At 49.7% G+C, this 19,616-nt stretch carries 17 protein-coding genes and 1 tRNA gene; 9 read left to right on the plus strand and 9 right to left on the minus strand.

Features of this window, described 5'->3' with window-relative positions; genetic code table 11:
* Nucleotides 1-42: 42 nt before the first annotated feature.
* The 4 genes from ABLO27_RS10800 to ABLO27_RS10815 all read right to left on the minus strand — a co-directional run bounded on the left by ABLO27_RS10800 (nt 43) and on the right by ABLO27_RS10815 (nt 3,278).
* Entirely contained in the window at nt 43-1,533 is a 1,491-nt protein-coding gene (locus ABLO27_RS10800; protein WP_353032788.1) for a methyl-accepting chemotaxis protein, read from the minus strand.
* Nucleotides 1,530-1,853 (minus strand): hypothetical protein, encoded by a 324-nt coding sequence (locus tag ABLO27_RS10805; RefSeq protein ID WP_353032790.1) that lies wholly within the window; start codon nt 1,851-1,853, stop codon nt 1,530-1,532. Before ABLO27_RS10805 ends, ABLO27_RS10800 begins: the two co-directional genes overlap by 4 nt.
* Nucleotides 1,854-2,104: 251 nt before the next feature.
* Nucleotides 2,105-2,770: a peptide-methionine (S)-S-oxide reductase MsrA gene (msrA, locus tag ABLO27_RS10810; protein WP_353032792.1), complete on the minus strand. Its 666-nt coding sequence runs from the start codon at nt 2,768-2,770 to the stop codon at nt 2,105-2,107.
* Between the two features lie 181 nt (nt 2,771-2,951).
* Entirely contained in the window at nt 2,952-3,278 is a 327-nt protein-coding gene (locus tag ABLO27_RS10815) for a hypothetical protein (RefSeq protein ID WP_353032794.1), read from the minus strand.
* Between the two features lie 582 nt (nt 3,279-3,860).
* Between ABLO27_RS10815 and ABLO27_RS10820 the strand changes: the two genes are divergently transcribed.
* Nucleotides 3,861-3,950, plus strand: a tRNA-Ser gene (locus ABLO27_RS10820).
* Between the two features lie 650 nt (nt 3,951-4,600).
* On the opposite strand, the gene ABLO27_RS10825 is transcribed toward ABLO27_RS10820, so the two are convergent.
* The 4 genes from ABLO27_RS10825 to ABLO27_RS10840 all read right to left on the minus strand — a co-directional run bounded on the left by ABLO27_RS10825 (nt 4,601) and on the right by ABLO27_RS10840 (nt 10,784).
* Nucleotides 4,601-7,651 carry a M10 family metallopeptidase C-terminal domain-containing protein gene (locus ABLO27_RS10825; RefSeq protein ID WP_353032796.1) on the minus strand — a complete coding sequence of 1,017 codons (3,051 nt, stop codon included), beginning with the start codon at nt 7,649-7,651 and terminating at the stop codon, nt 4,601-4,603.
* A gap of 324 nt (nt 7,652-7,975) precedes the next feature.
* Nucleotides 7,976-9,301, minus strand: a complete 1,326-nt coding sequence (locus tag ABLO27_RS10830; RefSeq protein WP_353032798.1) for an RkpR, polysaccharide export protein — start codon at nt 9,299-9,301, stop codon at nt 7,976-7,978.
* 38 nt (nt 9,302-9,339) lie between these two features.
* Nucleotides 9,340-9,999, minus strand: a complete 660-nt coding sequence (locus ABLO27_RS10835) for an ABC transporter ATP-binding protein (RefSeq protein WP_353032800.1) — start codon at nt 9,997-9,999, stop codon at nt 9,340-9,342.
* Entirely contained in the window at nt 9,996-10,784 is a 789-nt protein-coding gene (locus ABLO27_RS10840) for an ABC transporter permease (protein ID WP_353032802.1), read from the minus strand. The genes ABLO27_RS10835 and ABLO27_RS10840 overlap by 4 nt, the downstream gene beginning before the upstream one ends.
* Nucleotides 10,785-11,226: 442 nt before the next feature.
* Between ABLO27_RS10840 and ABLO27_RS10845 the strand changes: the two genes are divergently transcribed.
* The 8 genes from ABLO27_RS10845 to ABLO27_RS10880 all read left to right on the plus strand — a co-directional run bounded on the left by ABLO27_RS10845 (nt 11,227) and on the right by ABLO27_RS10880 (nt 18,560).
* The gene (locus tag ABLO27_RS10845) at nt 11,227-11,931 is read left to right on the plus strand and encodes an acylneuraminate cytidylyltransferase family protein (protein ID WP_353032803.1); all 705 of its coding nucleotides are present in this window, start codon (nt 11,227-11,229) and stop codon (nt 11,929-11,931) included.
* 1 nt (nt 11,932) lies between these two features.
* Nucleotides 11,933-12,967 (plus strand): N-acetylneuraminate synthase family protein, encoded by a 1,035-nt coding sequence (locus tag ABLO27_RS10850; RefSeq protein WP_353032804.1) that lies wholly within the window; start codon nt 11,933-11,935, stop codon nt 12,965-12,967.
* Nucleotides 12,967-14,127, plus strand: coding sequence for a UDP-N-acetylglucosamine 2-epimerase (gene neuC, locus ABLO27_RS10855; protein ID WP_353032805.1), 1,161 nt, complete (start codon nt 12,967-12,969; stop codon nt 14,125-14,127). Before ABLO27_RS10850 ends, neuC begins: the two co-directional genes overlap by 1 nt.
* 96 nt (nt 14,128-14,223) lie before the next feature.
* Nucleotides 14,224-16,005: an HAD-IIIC family phosphatase gene (locus tag ABLO27_RS10860; protein ID WP_353032807.1), complete on the plus strand. Its 1,782-nt coding sequence runs from the start codon at nt 14,224-14,226 to the stop codon at nt 16,003-16,005.
* The gene (locus ABLO27_RS10865) at nt 15,992-16,222 is read left to right on the plus strand and encodes an acyl carrier protein (protein ID WP_353032808.1); all 231 of its coding nucleotides are present in this window, start codon (nt 15,992-15,994) and stop codon (nt 16,220-16,222) included. The genes ABLO27_RS10860 and ABLO27_RS10865 overlap by 14 nt, the downstream gene beginning before the upstream one ends.
* Nucleotides 16,219-16,599 carry a VOC family protein gene (locus ABLO27_RS10870; RefSeq protein ID WP_353032809.1) on the plus strand — a complete coding sequence of 127 codons (381 nt, stop codon included), beginning with the start codon at nt 16,219-16,221 and terminating at the stop codon, nt 16,597-16,599. The genes ABLO27_RS10865 and ABLO27_RS10870 overlap by 4 nt, the downstream gene beginning before the upstream one ends.
* A gap of 43 nt (nt 16,600-16,642) precedes the next feature.
* Nucleotides 16,643-17,548 carry a polysaccharide deacetylase family protein gene (locus tag ABLO27_RS10875; protein ID WP_353032810.1) on the plus strand — a complete coding sequence of 302 codons (906 nt, stop codon included), beginning with the start codon at nt 16,643-16,645 and terminating at the stop codon, nt 17,546-17,548.
* Between the two features lie 19 nt (nt 17,549-17,567).
* On the plus strand, nt 17,568-18,560 hold the full coding sequence (locus ABLO27_RS10880; RefSeq protein WP_353032812.1) for a GNAT family N-acetyltransferase: 993 nt from the start codon (nt 17,568-17,570) through the stop codon (nt 18,558-18,560).
* Between the two features lie 75 nt (nt 18,561-18,635).
* On the opposite strand, the gene ABLO27_RS10885 is transcribed toward ABLO27_RS10880, so the two are convergent.
* Nucleotides 18,636-19,484 (minus strand): class I SAM-dependent methyltransferase, encoded by an 849-nt coding sequence (locus ABLO27_RS10885; RefSeq protein ID WP_353032813.1) that lies wholly within the window; start codon nt 19,482-19,484, stop codon nt 18,636-18,638.
* Between the last annotated feature and the right edge of the window lie 132 nt (nt 19,485-19,616).

The following is a 19,616-nucleotide window of genomic DNA, read 5'->3' on the forward strand; positions in this document are numbered from 1 at the left end:
CGAAAACCGACCGGTCTATCATTCTTGCGGTTCAGGCGTGGATCAGGCTGCTGCCACGTCGCGCAGGAAGGCGTCGATGGATCTGCGCATTTCGGTCGCCTCGGCATCAAGGATTTCCGTCACACCTGCCATCGAGGAAGCCGATTGGCTTGTCCGCTCAACCGACTCCCGGACACCGCCGATATTGGCGGCGACTCGGCCAGTTCCGTCAGCCGCTTCGGCGACATTTCTGGAGATTTCCTGTGTAGCGGCGCCCTGCTCATCAACCGCCGCGGCAATCGCGGCTGTGTAGCTGTTCACTTCATCCATCGTCGCAGCAATGGCACCGATCGATTCAACTGCATCTTTCGTTTCCGCCTGGATCGCCGAGATCTGCGCGCCGATTTCCTCGGTCGCCTTTGACGTCTGGTTGGCCAGTTCCTTCACCTCTGCTGCCACGACGGCAAAGCCCTTGCCTGCCTCACCGGCTCGGGCCGCCTCGATCGTTGCGTTCAAGGCCAGAAGATTGGTCTGTTCGGCGATAGCCTGGATGAGTGTTACCACTTCACCAATACGGTTGGCGGCTTCCGCCAGGCCTGCGACCTTCTGGTTGGAGGTTTGCGCGTTGTCAGTCGCCTGAACAACGATGCCGGTTGTCTGTTCAACCTGACGGGAGATTTCCGCAATCGAGGAAGAAAGCTCCTCGGCGGCCGATGCGACCATCTGCACATTGGAAGAAGCTGTTTCGGACGCTTCCGACACGGAGCTGGCACGACCGGTCGTGTCCTGGGCCACCGCGCCGAGCTCTTCAGCGGAAGACCGCATTTCGTGAACCTTCTCGCCGACCCCGTCAAGCTTGGCGGAAATTTCATCCTGGAACGATGCGATCCGCTGGCTGATGATCTCCTGCTTCTCGCGCTCCTTGTCATCATGCTGGGCATTTTCTTCCTGCAGATGAACAGCTTCAGCCCGTGCCTCCTCGGCTTCTTCGCGGGCGTGATCGGAAGCGGTGAACGCGTTTGCCAGACTGTTGGTCATCCACCAGAGTGCGCCAACTTCGGCAACCACAATAACGGCATGGAAAACAACCCGGCCGAAATCCGCACCGCTTGGAAAGACCGCCCAAGGCATGGCGAAATTCAGCACAAGGTGATGCACGGCAACAACCGCCGCATATGCCACCAGGGCACGCCAGTCGACCCAGCTGGCGAGGATTGCCAGAACGGCAAAGAAGTACATATGGCCATCAAGCTGAAAGGAATTCTGTCCGTCCGGCGTCGACAAGGACGCCACGAACAATGCCACGAGACCGGCAAGTGACATGGCCGTCGCCAACCGGGTTTCGACACCGGCACCGAATTTGACCCAGGCAGCGGTTGCGGCGGAACCGAGCAGAAGCGCCGCGCCGAAAACCGTCACCACGGAAACGTTCCCGATCAACCAGGCCGTGGCCATGACCAGGAACACGTTGAACCAGGTGAAATAGATTACGATCCTGGAAAACTTTTCCCGGAAACTGTCCAGACCGGAAACCAAAGGTGCCGTCTCACTCATGTCGCCCTCTCCAAAGAAACCCCAATCCAGCGCGCACACGCGAGTGCGACGGTGGAAGAGGCAACAAACCCAGCCCCCGACTTATAGAGTCGGGCGATAAATTCCTGATCGGTGGCTTCCGTCAGCGCCACCCATGCACCATCGCGTACGAAGATGATCCGTCCCTCGGCATTGGCGACCACCTCAACAGCAGTCTTCCCCCAGGGTTTGGCAACAACCGCAACAAGCCCGTTGCTGCCCGGCACCAGAGCGCCCAGCAGCATAAGAACGCAACAACCCAGGAAATAGGTTGCCGCAAAGATTTTCGCGGATTTGCTCACTCACTCAGACCTCGACGCAGATGTGCGTGAGCCGAAGCTTTGCATTCCAAATTTAATAAAATCTGAAATGTTGAGTTAATCCGACCGATTGACGAGCCTATTCTGAGGGTTAACTCCGATCGTGCGGTTTCATGCTGCGAATACCATCGAGATGACCCGTATAATTTACAAGGGACCTTGGAACGGCATCAAAAAAAGCCGGCGCCTTGCAGCACCGGCTCAAACTCATACTGGTCTCATGCAGACAATTGTCAGGCAGACTGGCCCAATCCGGTGGGACAGGCGACACCCGTACCACCAATGCCGCAATATCCCGCCGGGTTCTTAGCCAGGTACTGCTGGTGATAATCTTCTGCAAAATAGAACGTGTCGAGCTGGCGGATTTCAGTCGTGATCGAGGACGCTACACCGCCGCTCTTCAACGCCTGCTGGTAAGCATCACGCGATTGCTCTGCCACCTGAAGCTCTTCCGGTGTCTTTACATAAATTGCCGAGCGATACTGTGTGCCGGTATCGTTTCCCTGGCGCATGCCCTGGGTCGGATCGTGGTTTTCCCAAAAAACCTTCAACAATTCACCGAAACCAATCACCGCAGGGTCATAAACAACCAGAACAGCTTCCGTATGCCCGGTGCGACCGCTGCATGTCTCGTGATAGGTCGGGTTCGGAGTATATCCGCCTGCATAACCGACCGCGGTTACGTGAACTCCAGGCAGTTGCCAGAACAGCCGTTCCGCACCCCAGAAACAGCCCATGCCGAAAAGAACCGTTTCCATTCCCTCAGGATAAGGCCCCTTCAATGAGTTGCCGTTGACGAAATGCGATTCCGCAGGTTCGATGGCATCAGGACGGCCCGGCAAAGCCTCTTCCTTGCCTGGCAGGGAAAATTTCTTCGTCAGCATGGTCATGAAGGACATTTGAGATCTCCGCTACCGCTCCAGCCGGACTCCAAAAAACAAGGGCCGCCTTCAGCACTTTTTCCGAATGCGGCCCAACGAACCCGGGCATGTGATGAGTTATCGTGCTTTTGCCAAATGTGGCGCAGTTGGCATGTGTTTCCAAGAGGCAGTCACAAGCCTGTGTGAGATTTTCAGTGCTTCAGGCAAACTGAACCTGGTGACGCTGCCGCCTGGCCCCTAACCACAAAAGCAGCAGCCCAAGCGGCGCGAAGAACGCCCAAACCGGCCAGATGAGAATGGTCAGGACAACAGGGTCCCATAGCAGCGGGTGAATGTGGCGTTCGATAGCCGGCTGCAAAATCGGGAACGTGTCCGGGAAGTATTCGTAAAGAACCTGACCGAGCGGAGCGAGATGCACCTGAGATTGTGCAATTGAGCTGCTGGCATCGGAGATTCCGGCAATAATCGCCACGGCAAGAAAACCGTATCCCAATACGCGGAATATAAACTTTAAGACAGTGATCATGGCTTTGCTTTCAATCTTACTCGTCCCGAAATCGGGAAATACTCGAAATGAGATTGCCGGAAATATCGGTTCTCCGGTCTTGCCTATAACTAAAATTAATAACGCAAAACTAATGAACAAGATTTGATGTGCAACACATTCCTGTGAGATTTTGGTTACGATTTGGGGACTTAGCGGCGCCGAAACGGCCCTGAATCAATCGGAACATTGGCATAAATTGCAATATGTTGCCCGAACATTGTCAATTCTGACAGCACGCGTGATTTGACAGCTCGGTCTCCTCCATTTCCAGCACTTCATTGCAGCTCCTACACCGCTTCAGAGCATCGCCTGTCGTCTTTACCGAATCGATTGTCGAACCAGAGCAAGACTGGATCCGCGTACCGATCACTTGGCCTCACCTGCTTCGCTCTTTTTTAAGCGCTCCCAGCAATTTAGCCCTGAAAATCGCCGCCTGCACGCCCTGGCAACGGCTTGAAAATCCACAGGCGTAAGGCATATCAAAAAAAACTCATTCTAGTGCTTGCACTTGGCCTGTTCCTGAGTATATTGCGCCCCACTCAAGCGGGTGACGCTTGCGATGGACAGGTGGCCGAGTGGCTGAAGGCGCACGCCTGGAACGCGTGTATACGGGCAACCGTATCGAGGGTTCGAATCCCTCTCTGTCCGCCATTTTCTTCTTGCTCAAGTGCATGATGATGACCACGGATCGTGCCGGCGATGCGCTTCACGATCTCGTAACGGATCAACACGGAAGCCACGGCCGTTGCTCATGGCTCACCAGATCAGTCACCACTCGCCGAATTCCATCTCCACAGCTCGAGACCTTGGCAGGCGATATGACAGACGTGCTCTTCGGTACAGGCGAACTTGAACGCGGTTGATGATAATTCGCGTCAATGCCTGGCCAGCGTCATTGATACGCCGCTCATCGGTGTTAAGGCGCCAGGATGCCAGGCCGCGCGGCATGAGCAGACCACTCAACATTGACTGTCACAACGAAACGGAATTCGCCTCATTGGTCATGTCGGACTTGTCGATACGAACGAAATCAATCTTCGGTTCGTCCGACTGGTGAACTCGAGTGAGAGTGCCATGATCGAGAACTCCAGCGGCCGACAACGGGACGAAAACGTTGAGGTGAACCAGTTCACGGCCTTCTCAGAATCCTGCCAGACCCGTCGAAGATTGATGGATCACAGGTACCTGGACAGCGGAACTTGAGAAAGCCGGACACGATTCAAATCAGTGGAACCGCATTTACCAACTTTGCTCCGGTTCATGCGCTCTCACGACTTGGTCAGATATTGGCCGGAAGGCCGCTAGACGAAGTAAAAATCGTCCGCAGTGAGTGTTCCGATATCAACGCCATGCAAAACGAAGAAATTGTCCCAATACGTCACATCTGTACCAACAACACCCATATGGTCATATTCAGTGATGGTCAGATCCGCAAAGCTGTCCGGTCCTTCAGGCCCAAGTATAAACTTCAGTTTATCTATACCAATCTGGAAGTCGTAGATATCCAGACGCTGGTTGCCTGGAGCTTCAACTCCGAAATTCCGGAATTCAAAGGTGTCGCTTCCAGCGCCGCCCGTCATTTCATCGTAACCGGAAGTGAAAATCAGCGTATCGTCTCCGTCGCCACCAAAGATCTTGTCATCTGCCGATTCAATTATTGGGCCTTCGATAACAACTCCGCCGGTAAGAATGTCGTCTCCATCGCCGCCATAAAGGACGTTGTGACCGTAACTTCCGGCTAAAGTGTCATTCCCGGAACCACCGTACAGAGTGTCGTTGCCCTTGCCGCCGATCAAAGTATCGTCACGACTTGCCCCTGTGAGCGTGTCGTCACCTCCGCCACCATTCAAATAATAGTCAACACTCTTATTGTTGCCTTTGACGATGTCGTTACCGCTAGCTCCAACAAATCGTTCAAAGCCATACCAAGACAAACCGCTGGTCCGAAAATGTGCTCCCTCCTCAATCAAAAGCGTATCAGTACCAGAACCACCCACGTCGACGGCCAAACCATTTTGCCAGAAATAGTCGCCGTACCCATAGTAAATCGCATCATTGCCAGCACCGCCAAACATCGTATCACGACCACTCCCACCTTTCAGCGTGTCGTTCCCACCGGCTCCGGTGAGCATGTCATTGCCGTCACCACCATGAAGATAATAATTGACGCTATTGCTGTTTCCCTTAACGCTGTCATCACCGCTGGCCCCAACGAAACGTTCACAACCATACCAGGACAATCCACTCGTTCTGAAGGTAGCCCCTTCTTCGATACGAAGCGTGTCAATACCTGAACCACCAACATCGATGGCCAAACCGTTCTTCCAGAAATAGTCGCCAGCGCCGTAGTAGACTGTGTCATTACCACCGCCGCCGTATATGGTGTCTCTACCCGCACCGCCAATCAGTACATCGTCGCCACCCGCTCCGCTTAGACTGTCGTCTCCAGCCCCACCACGGAAAAAGTAGTCAACAGAATTATTGTTGCCCTTGACGATGTCATTGCCGCTGGCTCCGATAAAGCGTTCAAACCCATACCATGATAGACCGCTGGTCCGAAAGTACGAGCCCTCCTCAATCACCAGCGTATCTGTACCCTCACCACCCACATCAATGGCGAGACCATTTACCCAAAAATAATCACCAGATCCGTAATGAACAGTGTCGTTCCCGGCACCGGCGAATAGAGTATCTCTTCCAGCTCCTCCCATTAGAGTGTCATCGCCGCTAGAGCCTGTCAGTGTGTCGTCGCCGTCACCTCCGTTCAAATAATAGTCGATAGCGCCATCGTTGCCTTTGACGTTGTCATTGCCGTTAGCTCCAACAAATCGTTCAAACCCGTACCAGGATAGTCCACTGGTCCGAAAGTAAGACCCTTCCTCAATTACCAGCGTATCCGTTCCGGCACCGCCCACATCAACGGCAAGCCCGTTCTCCCAAAAAAAGTCTCCGACGGCGTAGTAGATTGCATCATTCCCAGCGCCGCCAAATAGCGTGTCGCGACCGCTTCCTCCTATCAATGTGTCATTGCCACCAGCGCCCCGCAACACGTCATCCCCGTCGCCACCATACAAATAGTAGTCCACGGTATCGTCGTCGCCCAAAACGACGTCACGGTCGCTGGCCCCTACGAAGCGCTCAAACCCATACCTAGACAAGCCAGATGTGTTGATTCGAGAACCTTCTTCGACACGCAGCGTGTCAGTGCCAGTACCGCCCGACCCACCGGATGCACCGCCTGACTTTAGGTAATCGCCCTTCGTGTAGTAAATAGTGTCGTTACCTGCTCCACCTAAGATGGTGTCATACCCACTACCTCCAATGAGTATATCATCACCTTCACCGCCGGTTAGAGTATCGTTACCATCTCCGCCATGTAAAATGTTGTCCGAACTGTTTCCAACTAGTTCATCATCACCCGCACCACCTACAGCATTTTCGATCACGGTCCCTCGTGCAATAATCAGATTGCGATCGTACCCCCGGACACTAGAGATACCCTCTTCAGCTAGGCTGATCTTCTGTTCGCCCCCATAGGTGCTAAAATTAAGCGTGTCGATACCGCCATCATCCACAATAGTGTACGACGTGTAGCTGTTCAGAGCGGAAATCGTTTCCATGGTGTCGCCTGAATTGGCATTGTCGCCGTACATCGTATCCCCGATACGAGTATTGCTCGTAGCGCCATACAGATTTCGAATTGCGATCACATCGGCAATCTGCGGCGTAACTGCATAAGCATAACTTGCATGGACACTCGTGTTCTCAGTCTGAGAAAAATACGACATTACCGATGCTTGCCAAGAATCGTTGGCATAGTGATTGTCTATGCCGTAAGTCGCCGATCCGTTGTAATTACCGGCATGCCCAAGCCCGAGAGCATGGCCTATTTCGTGGATATAGGTCTGGAATGTATAAGAGTTGATACTCGTGCCATATTCTGCGACCCAGGTGGTGCCAACATTTACGTAGCTAGAGACAAGATTAGATCCACTTGTAGTAAACTGGGCGTAAGCGGAGTTTGCGTCAGAATCTCCAAACTCGATCTGCGCTCTTCCCGCAGTGTAAGAAAATTCCAATCCAGTTGCGTCTGACCAAAGTTCCAGCGCTGAACGCGCCAATGCCTGGACCACTGAAGGCAGAGCAGTAATATTGACCGAAACTGTCCCACCAACACTAACATTGAATGCATACGATGCCCCCCCCCAATAGCCATGGGTCAGTTGGTTGGCAATTTGATCGTTGGTATAGATGGGGGGAGATGCCTGCACTTCGGCAGCGAAGGCTGAGTTCGTTTGACTGCAAGAAAAACCTGCAACGACCGGAAGTTCTTCATTGCGGCCGGTAGCCATGCAGAGCTGGCACATTTTTCAAATTACCCTATGCGGTATAAAGGGGTCAACGAGCGAGCTCGAAATGACTCTTTCGTTTGTGAATGGAAGTTGTTTCTCCAATCAATTTGTCTCTAACACTCAACTCTACTTCGTTCCCCTTTCACGCTGTGAGGTTGACAATGAAAATAAAACCTAGAGATAGTAAATTGCATCTTTTGACCTTTATGCTCACCAACTAAAAGTTGTACGGTTCAAATAATTATCAATCCCCTTCCTGTCATCGAACCACAGAAGCAGCGAGCGTTATAAGCTGGGCATTCAAGAAAATTTATAACCAGCGCACTATGTCCTATCGCGAATATTGTAGTACATCAAGACTGCAACCGTCCAAATTCCTCCAAGAACCAATAGCACGCTCAAAGAATACAGAAAACGGTTCGGGTACTGCGCTTGTTGTGACAAGGTCGGTTCAATGAAAGTCGCAAGGTACATGTGTTTTTGATCTGCATCCTGCCGTGACTTTTCCAAACCCGCCAAAGCTGTGGTGTAAAACTGCGCAGCGAACTCTTCTTCAAGCTTCAGTTCCGAATAGTTTGCTATCCTCAACGCCAGCCTATTTCCATTGCCAATGTTTCCACGATTCTCTTCAACAGATCCAACTCCGAGTCGTTGACGCTCATTTGCAATCTGAGCTCGAAGAGCGTTCAGCTCTTCGGTCAGCAAGCGAATGCGTGGTGAATCGGCACTCAAATATGTTTCCAGCGTTTTCTTTTCGGCTGTCTTGGCAGCAACGGCTTGGTCAAGCGAAGCAATCATTTCCATTGCGATGCGTACATTGTCCTCTGGACTGACCTCCTGGGTTTCATCTCGGTAAGCCAGCAATTGCCTGCTGATCGCTTTCAGGCGTGCCTCCGCCCTCGCAACTGTCTCTTCTGCAAATCGGACACTCTGGCGACGATTGACTTCGGACAGCTCGTTTACCAGCCGCTCGCTTCTATTAAGTATTTCTCGCGCGATCGCCACGGAATCAGCTGCATTAAATGTGCGAACATCTACGTAAATCACACCGGACGTTGCATCAAAATTGACATCAACCATGCTCTTCCAATAGCTAAGCTTTTCTTCAATAGGTAACTCGTCCCCCATTCGAAACAACCAATCCGCCTCATCCCGACTAAATACCTTCGAAAGATCTATAACTGCATCCATCTCTTCGACGATCGTCTGGCTTTGAAGAAAGTCATTTACTATATAGCTATTCGAAGTTGTGGATTCGCTTCCACCATCGAGAACCATTCCAAGAATTTCTGTTGCCGCGGTGGAATTTGAGCTGCGAATCGCAAAAGCAGCCGTGCTATGATACTGATCACTCGCCCAGAAAAACATGTAAGCTGAAAAAAGTATCGAAGGAATGGCGACAAACAAGATGTAACCGACTAAGATGAGGCGGTGACGCTGCTTGGTTGATGATCTAGTGGTTTTACTGCTTGTTGCCAAGTCCAAGAGTTTTTGCGGGTCTAGGCCGGACTTTTTCAGACGCTCAATAAGCGTCGGATCATTCGGCGAGTTTGAGACGCGACCTTGGCCAGGCTGAGGCAAGAGCTTCGCCACATCAGTTTTGGCTGGGACCACTTCTGTTTCTTCTTGCCTCGAGTTTCTTTGTGGCATCTGAAATGACCTTTTATTTTTTCAGCACAGTGTCAGACTTAGCGCCGCGCCATATTGTCATCGTGCATAAGTATTGCATCATCAATATTTGGAAAATAGGTTAAATTCCCATCTTCCAATACAACACCCGTTGTGCAATATTCTTTCAAAGACTGATTGGAGTGAGACACCATGATTATGTCGGATCTTTGAAGCTTTTCCTCAAAAACGCGTTTGCATTTTTTCTTGAAGTTCGTATCTCCGACTGCGGTTATCTCGTCGACAAGATAATAGTCAAAGCTTATTCCCATGCTGACGCCAAAAGCCAGCCGAGCTTTCATTCCGGAAGAGTAGGTTTTCACCGGCATGTAATAAGCATTTCCTAGCTCGGAAAAGTCAGCAACATAATCCACCAGCTCTTCAGTATCTTGACCATAAATTCTCGCCACAAAACGCACATTCTGTTCGCCTGTGAGCGACGCGTTAAAACTTCCTTGAAACCCCAGCGGAAAGGAGACCTTTGCATGACGAAGAATCTGTCCGGATGTAGGCTTAATCGTCCCGGCAATTAACCGCAATAGCGTAGATTTTCCTGCACCATTGCGACCGAGCAAGCCAATGCTGTCTCCTCGGGGAATGGTAAAGGACACATCCCTCACGATGTACCGAACTTCACCCTTTTGCTTATAGGATTTTGTAACATGGTCCAAGCGGATCATTTTTGCTCCCTAAGCTGAGCATCGAATATCCACACCAGCACTAAGCCAAAAACGAGGGAAAAAACAGTAAGGCCGACGATATATGGCATGTCCAAGAATGACGCACGGTATGTTGGGTAAAACCCCATGCGAAAAAGTGCAATTATGTGTACCAGCGGATTCCACAATAGAACTTCGCGAAAAGGTGGTGGAATAGTCTCCGGCAAGAAGAAGACACCTGAAACGAGGAACGCTGGCCTGTTTACGATCCCCCAAATTTGTTGATAGGTGCTGCTCAGATGGAACCAGACAATGTTTGCTATCCCAACGCCCGCCCCAAGAGCAATGGCGATCAACGACGCAAGCAATATTGGCTTTAGGTCGACAGACTGAAAGGGCACCATCAACCATAAGCCACAAAAAAGCATCAAGTTAACCACGAACAATGTCACGACTTGCAAGAAAGCGCGCGCAACAATTGCGTCATAGGGTTTGACGACCGGGTAGTTCAAAAGTGCCCGATTAACCTGCACCGACAGGCAGACTTGGTCGGCCGTAGAGCGGTACATGTAAAAAGCGGCATAACCGGTGGCAAAAAACAGCGTGAAGCTACGCCCAAGCGGTGGCGTATGTGCAATCGCCGAGAATACACTTGTCAGGATCGCGATGGTCAGCACTGGGTCCAAGACCGCCCACATGTATCCACCGATTTTATTGCCGTAGCGCGTCGTCATTTCGCGGATCACGAGCGCGAGTACGATGTTAACCTGACGTTTCAGTCCGTTTGCTAAACTATCAGTTGCCAATTTTGCACCGTCTGGACCAATTCACCCTAGAAAAAAGACTCTGCACATCGTGCGTTTCAAATGCCGCCCTGTCACCTCACTGAATATATCGCGACGCCTTTATAGCCAACCCCAGACTGAGTTGTCTTTCCCTGTCGCTGTGTCGCATTCGAAGTGCGGGGTTGGAAACGGTCCAACATTCGGTCGGGCATTTGGCTTCAAGAATTTCCCTAGCAACACCCAAAACAAAGAGGTTGGGGAGCACAATCAGACCAAAATCAACGGAGAGATCGTGAACCATCACTTAAGTCAGAAATTGACTAACTTTCTCCAAGTTTCTTAACCAGCCTGCTCAAGTACCCTTCTAATGGAAATATGTATCGATCTATTCCATGCTTGCATCGCGTGTGTGCTATTTCGTAAAGAACCATCACTGCTGTAGGAAACGCACAGAGAGCAAATCTTGACGAAGATCGTAAAAAACCCGCCTTCTGAAATTGTGGCCTTTATTCCCGCGCGCGAGGGATCGAAAGGGTTACCAGGCAAAAACATACGCCCCTTAGCGGGCCTTCCGCTCTACAAGCATGCAGTGCGAGCGGCACAAATGGCAGGTATTCATCGGATCTTCGTGTCTACCGACATTCCCGAAATTTTGGTCGGATCGGAAACAGCTTTCGATGTAATAGAAAGGTCATCTCGAGCAGCTAGTGATCTCGCAACAATGGCGGATGTCTTGCGGGAATTCGTTGAAAAGGTACTTCCGAACGGCAAAACTATTGTATTGCTGCAACCGACTTCGCCTCTTCGAACCGACAAACATATTGCTCAAGCTCTGGATCTTTATCACACCGGTGAATATGAGATGGTGCTCACAGCGACAGAGACGGACAAGTCAGTCCTCAAGTGCGGCACGCTTGACGGCAATCGATTTGTTCCCGTATCAAAACCGGAATTCTGCTTTTCTAACCGTCAGGAACTACCAGAGGTTTACAGGCCCAACGGGGCGGTTTTTGTGTTTGATAGCAAGCACTTTACGGTGAGTGGCGACGGCTTCCCAACCCAGCAGTTGGGCATCGTGAAAATGTCACCCGAAGAATCACACGATATCGACACGATCGAAGACTTCGATCGATGTGAAACATTGTTCGAGCAAACTCGAGGAAAATAAAATGCAAATTGCGGGAAGAAAGATTGGAAAAGAATTTCCACCGCTTGTTATTGCTGAAATCGGCATCAATCACAATGGGGATCTGTCCACGGCAAAGGAAATGGTCAAGGCAGCTTCCAACGCCGGTGCAGAAATTGTGAAGCACCAGACCCACTTCGTTGAAGACGAAATGACCGAAGAAGCAAAGTCCGTCGTTCCTGCGAATGATCAGCGGTCAATTTGGGAAATAATGAAGTCGTGTGCGTTGACCGTTGAAGAGGAAACCGAGCTTAAGTCCTTCGCCGAAGATCTCGGACTGATATACATATCGACCCCTTTTTCGCGAAAGGCCGCGGACTTTCTGGCTAGTCTTGATGTGCCGGCCTTCAAAATCGGCTCAGGAGAGTGCGATAACCTTCCACTCATCCGTCACATTGTGTCCTTTGGAAAACCGGTCATCATGAGCACCGGCATGCAATCCATTGAGACGTTAGCAGAATCTGTCAAGATATTGGAAGACAGCAATGTGCCTTACGCATTACTCGAATGTACGAATCTTTATCCTTCGCCACCGGAAATCGTTTCGCTCGGAGGAATAACTGAATTGTCAAACGCATTTCCTAACGCAGCAGTCGGATTTTCCGACCATTCGATAGGACCGGAAATGTGTATAGCAGCAGTCGCACTTGGTGCATGTATCTTGGAACGTCATTTTGTTGACACTCGATACAGAAAAGGGCCGGATGTTTCTTGTTCGATGGATCCGAACGAACTTTCATTTCTCATTGCCAGGTCGAAGGAGATTCACACCGCACTGCACAACCCTAAAGAGCGAAGTGAGGCTGAAGACGTCACATATCGCTTCGCCCGAAGTTCTGTCGTCGCCGACAGTGACCTGACCGCTGGACGGATCATCACAGAGGAAGATATCTGGAGCAGACGCCCCGGCACTGGTGAAATTGCGGGATTTGAGTTTGACCAGGTCATCGGCAAAAAGCTCAAAGTGAATATGAAGAAAAATCAACCGCTTCGTTGGCAGGATTTAGAGGACGTTTGATGAGTATTGCACGTTGTGTGCCTCATGTTTTGTTCGTAACTGGTACTCGCGCCGATTTCAGCAAGATTAAAGGTACTGCTGAATCCCTGATCCGCGAAGGCTGGAAAGTCACGTTTTTTGTGACCGGTATGCATATGCTCGAAACATATGGAGCAACTTTTCTCGAAGTTCGAAAGATTGCCGGGGCAGAACAATACGAATATGTGAACCAACGGGAGGGCGACCCTCTTGATTTGGTGTTTTCTAAGACAGTGTTGGGGTTTTCCGACTGGATTCACGAACACTGTCCAGACTTGGTAATCGTTCACGGCGATCGCGTGGAGGCGAAAGCCTGCGCCTTCGTCTGCGCAACCAATTATATCCGTTGTGTTCACATAGAGGGAGGTGAAGTGTCCGGCACGATCGATGAGGTGTTTCGGCATTGTGTAACCAAACTTGCGCACCATCATTTTGTCTGTTCGGAAACAGCCGCCCGAAACGTTGTGAGCCTTGGGGAGGATCCCAACCGCGTGGTTTTAATGGGCTCACCTGAACTCGACACGCATGCAGCTGAAATGTCGGTGAAATTGGACGAAGTTAGACGATACTATGAAATTCCATTTGAAGAGTATGGGATTGTCGTCTTCCATCCTGTCACCTCTGAAGTCCAAACTATTGGTCAACAAGCACAGGATCTGTTCAATTCTCTTGCGCAGAGCGGTCGGGACTTCGTTGTGATTGCATCGAACAACGACCCTGGAGCTAAATCTATCATGGATGTCGTTGAGCAACAGGACCTTACGAGATTCAGAACTCTTCCAAGCATGCGTTTTGAATATTTCTCAATCCTGTTTCGCAACGCATCACTGATGGTCGGAAATAGTAGCGCTGGTGTTCGAGAAGCACCATTTCTCGGTGTGCCAAGCATTAATGTTGGTTCAAGACAAACTGGCAGATCAAGCGCAGCGTCAGTGTTCAACGTCGAGGCACGCGAACACGATGAGATTACCCGCTACATAGATAAGCAATGGAACAAAAGGTTTGAGCGGTGTACGGAGTTTGGTGATGGAAACAGCGTGGTTCGTTTCGTAAATGAATTGAAGAAGCGGGAGTTTTGGGAGATTCCTATGCAGAAACACTTCTTCCGCTCAGATGGCGAGAACATCAAGATGCAACGCTGACCTCGATACGTTGAAATAACGAGAACGTTTGGTAAATCAGCCTTTTGCTTCACGGGCTTCTTGCCTGTTGCGAATAGAAACCCGGAGTTTATCACGGTGAGTAATTTCTTCTCCTATCCGTTTGATCATACAAGTCTACTTCGAAATCGAAGAAAGATCAAAGAACTGCTTCAGCCGCTTATGAAACGAAAGCTGAAGATTTATGTTCTGTCCGGCTCAACTGTGGGAGAACTCAAAGATCTCATTCCATTGTTTTTGGCCAATTTTGGAATCGAGACCGAAATTCGAGTCGGCGAGTACAACACCTATTATGAAGACGCCCTTTTCGGAAGCAATATTAAAGAATTCAAACCTGATTGGGTTTATTTGCACACGACAATAAAGAACATAAATAGATTTCCGAATCTTGATGACACAAGCGAAACCATTGACACATTGATTCAGGAAGAATACGCCAGATTAGCCCATGTAATAGAGGCCCTCCGCAAGCAATCAGTCAAAACGATTGTAAACAATTTCGAGTTGCCGCTCGTACGCAATATCGGTAATCTTTCTTCCGTTCATCCAATGGGCCACATTCGTTTTATCAATCGACTGAATCAGAATATCGGAGAGTCGATTGACGCCGCACAGGGCGTCTATCTTAATGACATCAACTATTTGAGTTCAGTCGTCGGTCTGGACCGCTGGTTCGACCCGAACTACTGGCATGCATTCAAATACGCCGTCTCACCTTTCGCTCTGCCTTGGATTGCTTCTTCAGTGGCAGCGACTATTGCAAGTGCGGAAGGCGCCACCAAGAAAGTCCTCTTGTGTGATCTGGACAACACACTATGGGGAGGCGTGATTGGTGATGATGACAAGGAGGGTATTGAGCTTGGTCCGGAAACCCCCAAAGGGGAAGCCTTCCAAGATGTGCAGAATTACGTTAAGGCATTAAGAAAACGCGGAATTGCCCTGGCAGTGAACTCGAAGAACGATCCTTCCCTAGCGTACACCGGCTTTGACCATGACTATTCCGTCCTTTCAAAAGACGACTTTTCCGCCTTTCTGGCGACTTGGAACCCTAAGTCGGTTAATGTAGGCGAGATTGCCACCCAACTAAATCTGGGATTCGATAGTTTTGCTTTCATTGATGACAATGACGCGGAAATATCGGAAGTTGCCTTGAACCGGCCGGAAGTACTCAGTTTCACATATGCCAGTTCGCCCTTTGAGTTGGCCGTACAAATTGATCGCCTGGGTGTTTTTGAACCGACCTTGCTCTCTGCAGAAGACCTTAAGCGAGCCAGTTACTACAGGGACAACCAGAAGCGAGAACAGCTGATGCGGCAAGCTAGTTCCGTTGAGGAATATCTTGCTACGCTTGCAATGAAGGCCGTCGTCGCGCCCATCGGACAGCCCGAGAGGGAACGGGCCGTTCAACTGATTAACAAGACCAATCAGTTCAATCCGACAACCCGTCGGACCGATGCTCCCGAGCTTGACCGTCGCCTGGACGACCGGGAGGATGTTGCTTTGTATGCCAAGTTAAAAGACAAATTCGGCGACAACGGTATCGTTTCCATCCTATTGGCCGGCGTCAAAGGTGACATCGCGGAAATCGACACCTGGGTAATGAGTTGCCGCGTCTTCAACAGGCAATTGGAGCACGCCGTTTTTGACGAGCTCGTCCGCAGATGCAAAGACAAGGGTGTAAAGCACATAGTTGCATCCTATCAGCCAACCGAGAAAAACGGCTATGTGCAGGACCTATATGACAAACTCGGCTTCGAACGCGTTGCAGAGGCTGGAGACGTACGTCGATACCGCTTTGACGTTGTTGACACTTGGGAAGAACTGAACCGCCTGATAGAGATCGAATATGAACCAGCTTGATAAAATCCAACAGATAATCCGCGATGTATTGGATAGACCGGACCTTGAAATCAATTCGAACGACGGACAGGAGACCGTGGAAGGTTGGGATTCACTAGCCTCGATCAACATCATGTCCGCAGTCGCAGCCGATTATGAAATGACGTTCACGATCGATGACTTCCCTAAATTCACCAGTGTAGAAAGCATATTGAGTCTTGTGGGCGCAGAAGCATGAAGTTTCATCATGTCGGGATCGCATGTGAGGAAATCGACGCGGTTGTCGGGCAATTTAAGTTGCTGCATCCGGACGCCGAAGACGCTTCCGACACGGTCTTTGACGAAGAGCAGAATGCGTTTCTGAAACTCGTTCGTCTGCAGGACGGAACGCGTTTTGAGTTTATCTCCGGCCCGATGGTCAGCGGTCTCGTCAAACGGCGTATTGAACTCTATCACACTTGTTTCGAAACAGCCGATTTCGACAATCAAATCAAAGCCTTTCTCGGCCACAAGGCATTGCCGTTAAGCAAGCCAAAGCCGGCGATCCTGTTTGGTGGTAAAAGAGTGATATTTTTCAAGACCCTGTACGGAATAGTAGAGTTGCTTGAGAGTTAGGATTGCAAAGTTGACGATTGCGTTCGCGGAGCCAACCGGGCTCATGTTTCACCATTTTCATGGCAAAGGTCATCCCGAGGCGCAGGGCAGTATCAGCGATGCGACCTTCGAGCAAATCCTTTATTTGGTCGGCCTTGAAAACATCTTACCTGCCCAGGAATGGCTAGAACGAGCGAAAAAGCAAACGCTGAAAAAAAACCACGTATGTCTGACTTTCGATGACGCGCTTTTGTGCCAATATGATGTTGCAAAACCCATATTGGACAAACACGGACTGACCGCCTTCTGGTTTGTCTATTCCTCGATTCTGCGGGGTGAGCTAGAGAAACTTGAGCTTTTCCGGCACTTCCGGACTACTCAGTTCGAGTCGATTGACCATTTCTACGAGCTGTTTTTCCTGGTCACCGAGAGGCAATACGGGCACAAGTACAAGGAAGCGAAAAAAACTTTCAATCCGGACACCTATCTTGTCAACTCGCCCTTTTATACCGACAATGACCGCTGGTTCCGTTATCTGAGAGATCAGTTCCTAGGCTCGCAAGCCTACGAGGCTTTGATGGACAGGTTCATCGCCGATCGAGGTTACAATCTTCAAAAAGCGGCTAGACAACTTTGGCTAACACGAGATCAAGTGATTGCTCTAGCAAACAACGGACATTGTGTAGGACTGCATTCAGATAGTCATCCAACCACTATGGGCAAATTGTCTGCGGAACAACAACTCTTAGAATACCGGTCGAATTCCGAGTATTTGAATAAGATGCTGGGTGAACGACCACAATCAATGTCTCATCCCTGCAACTCCTATTCAACCGAAACCCTAGCAATCTTAAAGGGTCTTGGCGTGCATGTTGGCTTCAGAGCTGATGTCGCATCTATTGCAAACAGATCAATGCTGGAATTCCCTCGCGAAGACCACGCCAACCTGGTTTCACACCTGGGCTCCTGAGAATATTTTCGGAAAAGAAATGACCACTGAAATTCGACATGCGCGTCAATCGGATCGGAGCGCCATCTTAGAGTTCATTGACACTTTTTGGCGCAAGGATCACATATTCGTACGCGAACCGTCCTTTTTCGACTACGAAATGACCACCGACGGCGTGCCGCAGTTCATTCTGGCGGTCAACAGCAACCAGATAGTTGGACTTGTCGGCTATGTTAAACATGCGGCCCTGGTAGAAGAATCTGACCTGTTTCTGGTTCTACTGCGCGTTCTCGAGAGCCACGCAAACGAGGGGCTGGCAATAAAGCTGCTTAAAACCTGCTTGGACCTGACTAACAAGAATGTTCATACTGTTGGAGCCAACCCAAAAGCGCTGCCGCTTTACAGCCTCATGGGCTTCAAAACAGGCTATCTTGATCACTACTATTGGCTCAATCCACAGATCGGAACCTACAATCTAGCACATGTGCCCGAGAGATTGGATTGGCAGACAGCCAAATTCAGTTGTAACGTAACGCCCGTCACTTCTATTGAGGAAACTGAATACAATCGGCTTCCCCACTATCGGCACGCTGCGAAGTCTCTAGATTTTTTTCGCAAACGTTATTTTGAGCACTCCACTTTCAGCTACTCGGTATACGCCGTAAGAGACCAGGCGACAGGCGGATCTTTAACAGGACTCGGCGTCACCCGCCTAGTTGAGGCAAACCAATCTAGGGCGATGAGAATAGTTGACTGGATCGGGCATGATGACTATTTTAATGCTTTTGCTGGGGCTATTCAACAACACTGCCTAATGGAGCAGTGTGAATTTGCCGACTTTTATTGCCTTGGCATGTCCGCAGATATCCTCAAGCAGGCTGGTTTCTGTAAGATACTTGCAGAAACCGAAACCATTATTCCCAATTACTTCTCGCCGTTTTTGCAAAGGAATGTCAGCTTAACTTTCTGCACCACGCAAAACAACAACATCAAACTGTTCCGCGGAGATGGGGATCAGGACCGGCCCGTTTAGTGCCGGTCAAAATGTGCTATTGAGTGAGAATATTCTTGTCATTTAGGCTGTTTAGCAAAAACACGGCCTCTTTATTTAGAAAACAGGTATCCCGCTCGTTTTTATTGCTTCGACATAAATCGATTCTTCTGGTACCGTTTTGTCAAACTTTTGCGTGTTTCGCATTGGCGCCGCAATAGAACCTCCAAAGGTTGAAGGATAGATTGCGTCAAAACCTGCTTCAGAAAGTAATTCCGAAAACTTCGCGTGATTCCACCAATTGATGTGTGACCCTACGTTCTTGATTGAGAATTTCACTTTCGATGTGAGCCAATCAAGAAAATCGGCCTTGTCCATTTCTTCCAAATTCGCCCTCATTTCTTTCAGCAATTGCGGCTTCGCTCTTTCTATGACTTCATTCGTGGGGTTTATCTGAGAGGCAAAGGCGCGAATAAGGTAATCTTCAGGCTGAACGGTGTCCAAGTCTATATTTCGTTTCGAGAACCAATGATTTGTCCTGAATTTAAACGCAGAAAAGTTTTTCATCCTTGCAGCATAATAAAACAGATCGGCATTGGGACAAGTTATTCTGAATACTCCACCTACTTTCAAGCAGCGGTATACTTCTCTAAACAAATTTGAAGCGTCGTCGTTCTTTATGTGCTCGACTGTGTGGGAGCAATAAGCAAGATCAAGTTCATTCGATTCAAAAGGAAGCGGTATTTTCTTGGTCAAATCATATTCCACAAACCCTGCAGGTTGTATACCCACATAGTGATCTGAACTCACATCGAGATTTGTCCAATTTGGGTGAGAAAAACTGCCTGCGCCAATGTTTATACACTTTCCTTGCCATGTCTCATAAGCGCCTGCTTCTTGGTTCCGATAGTCATACCCGCTGCGAATCGCAAATCGACGCATTACGTCCACGCCATCATTCACCATAATTCAACCCCTAAATGTTTCATTGCCGCGAGAAAATGAAGAAAGTAATCTTGAAGGTCAAGAAATAAGGTTAAACAGATCGGATTCCACCGCATTGTTAACAATTATCTCTTTTTGGAGCGTTTGTTCATT

The sequence above is a fragment of the Roseibium sp. SCP15 genome (assembly GCF_040329435.1).
In the GTDB taxonomy this organism is placed as follows: domain Bacteria; phylum Pseudomonadota; class Alphaproteobacteria; order Rhizobiales; family Stappiaceae; genus Roseibium.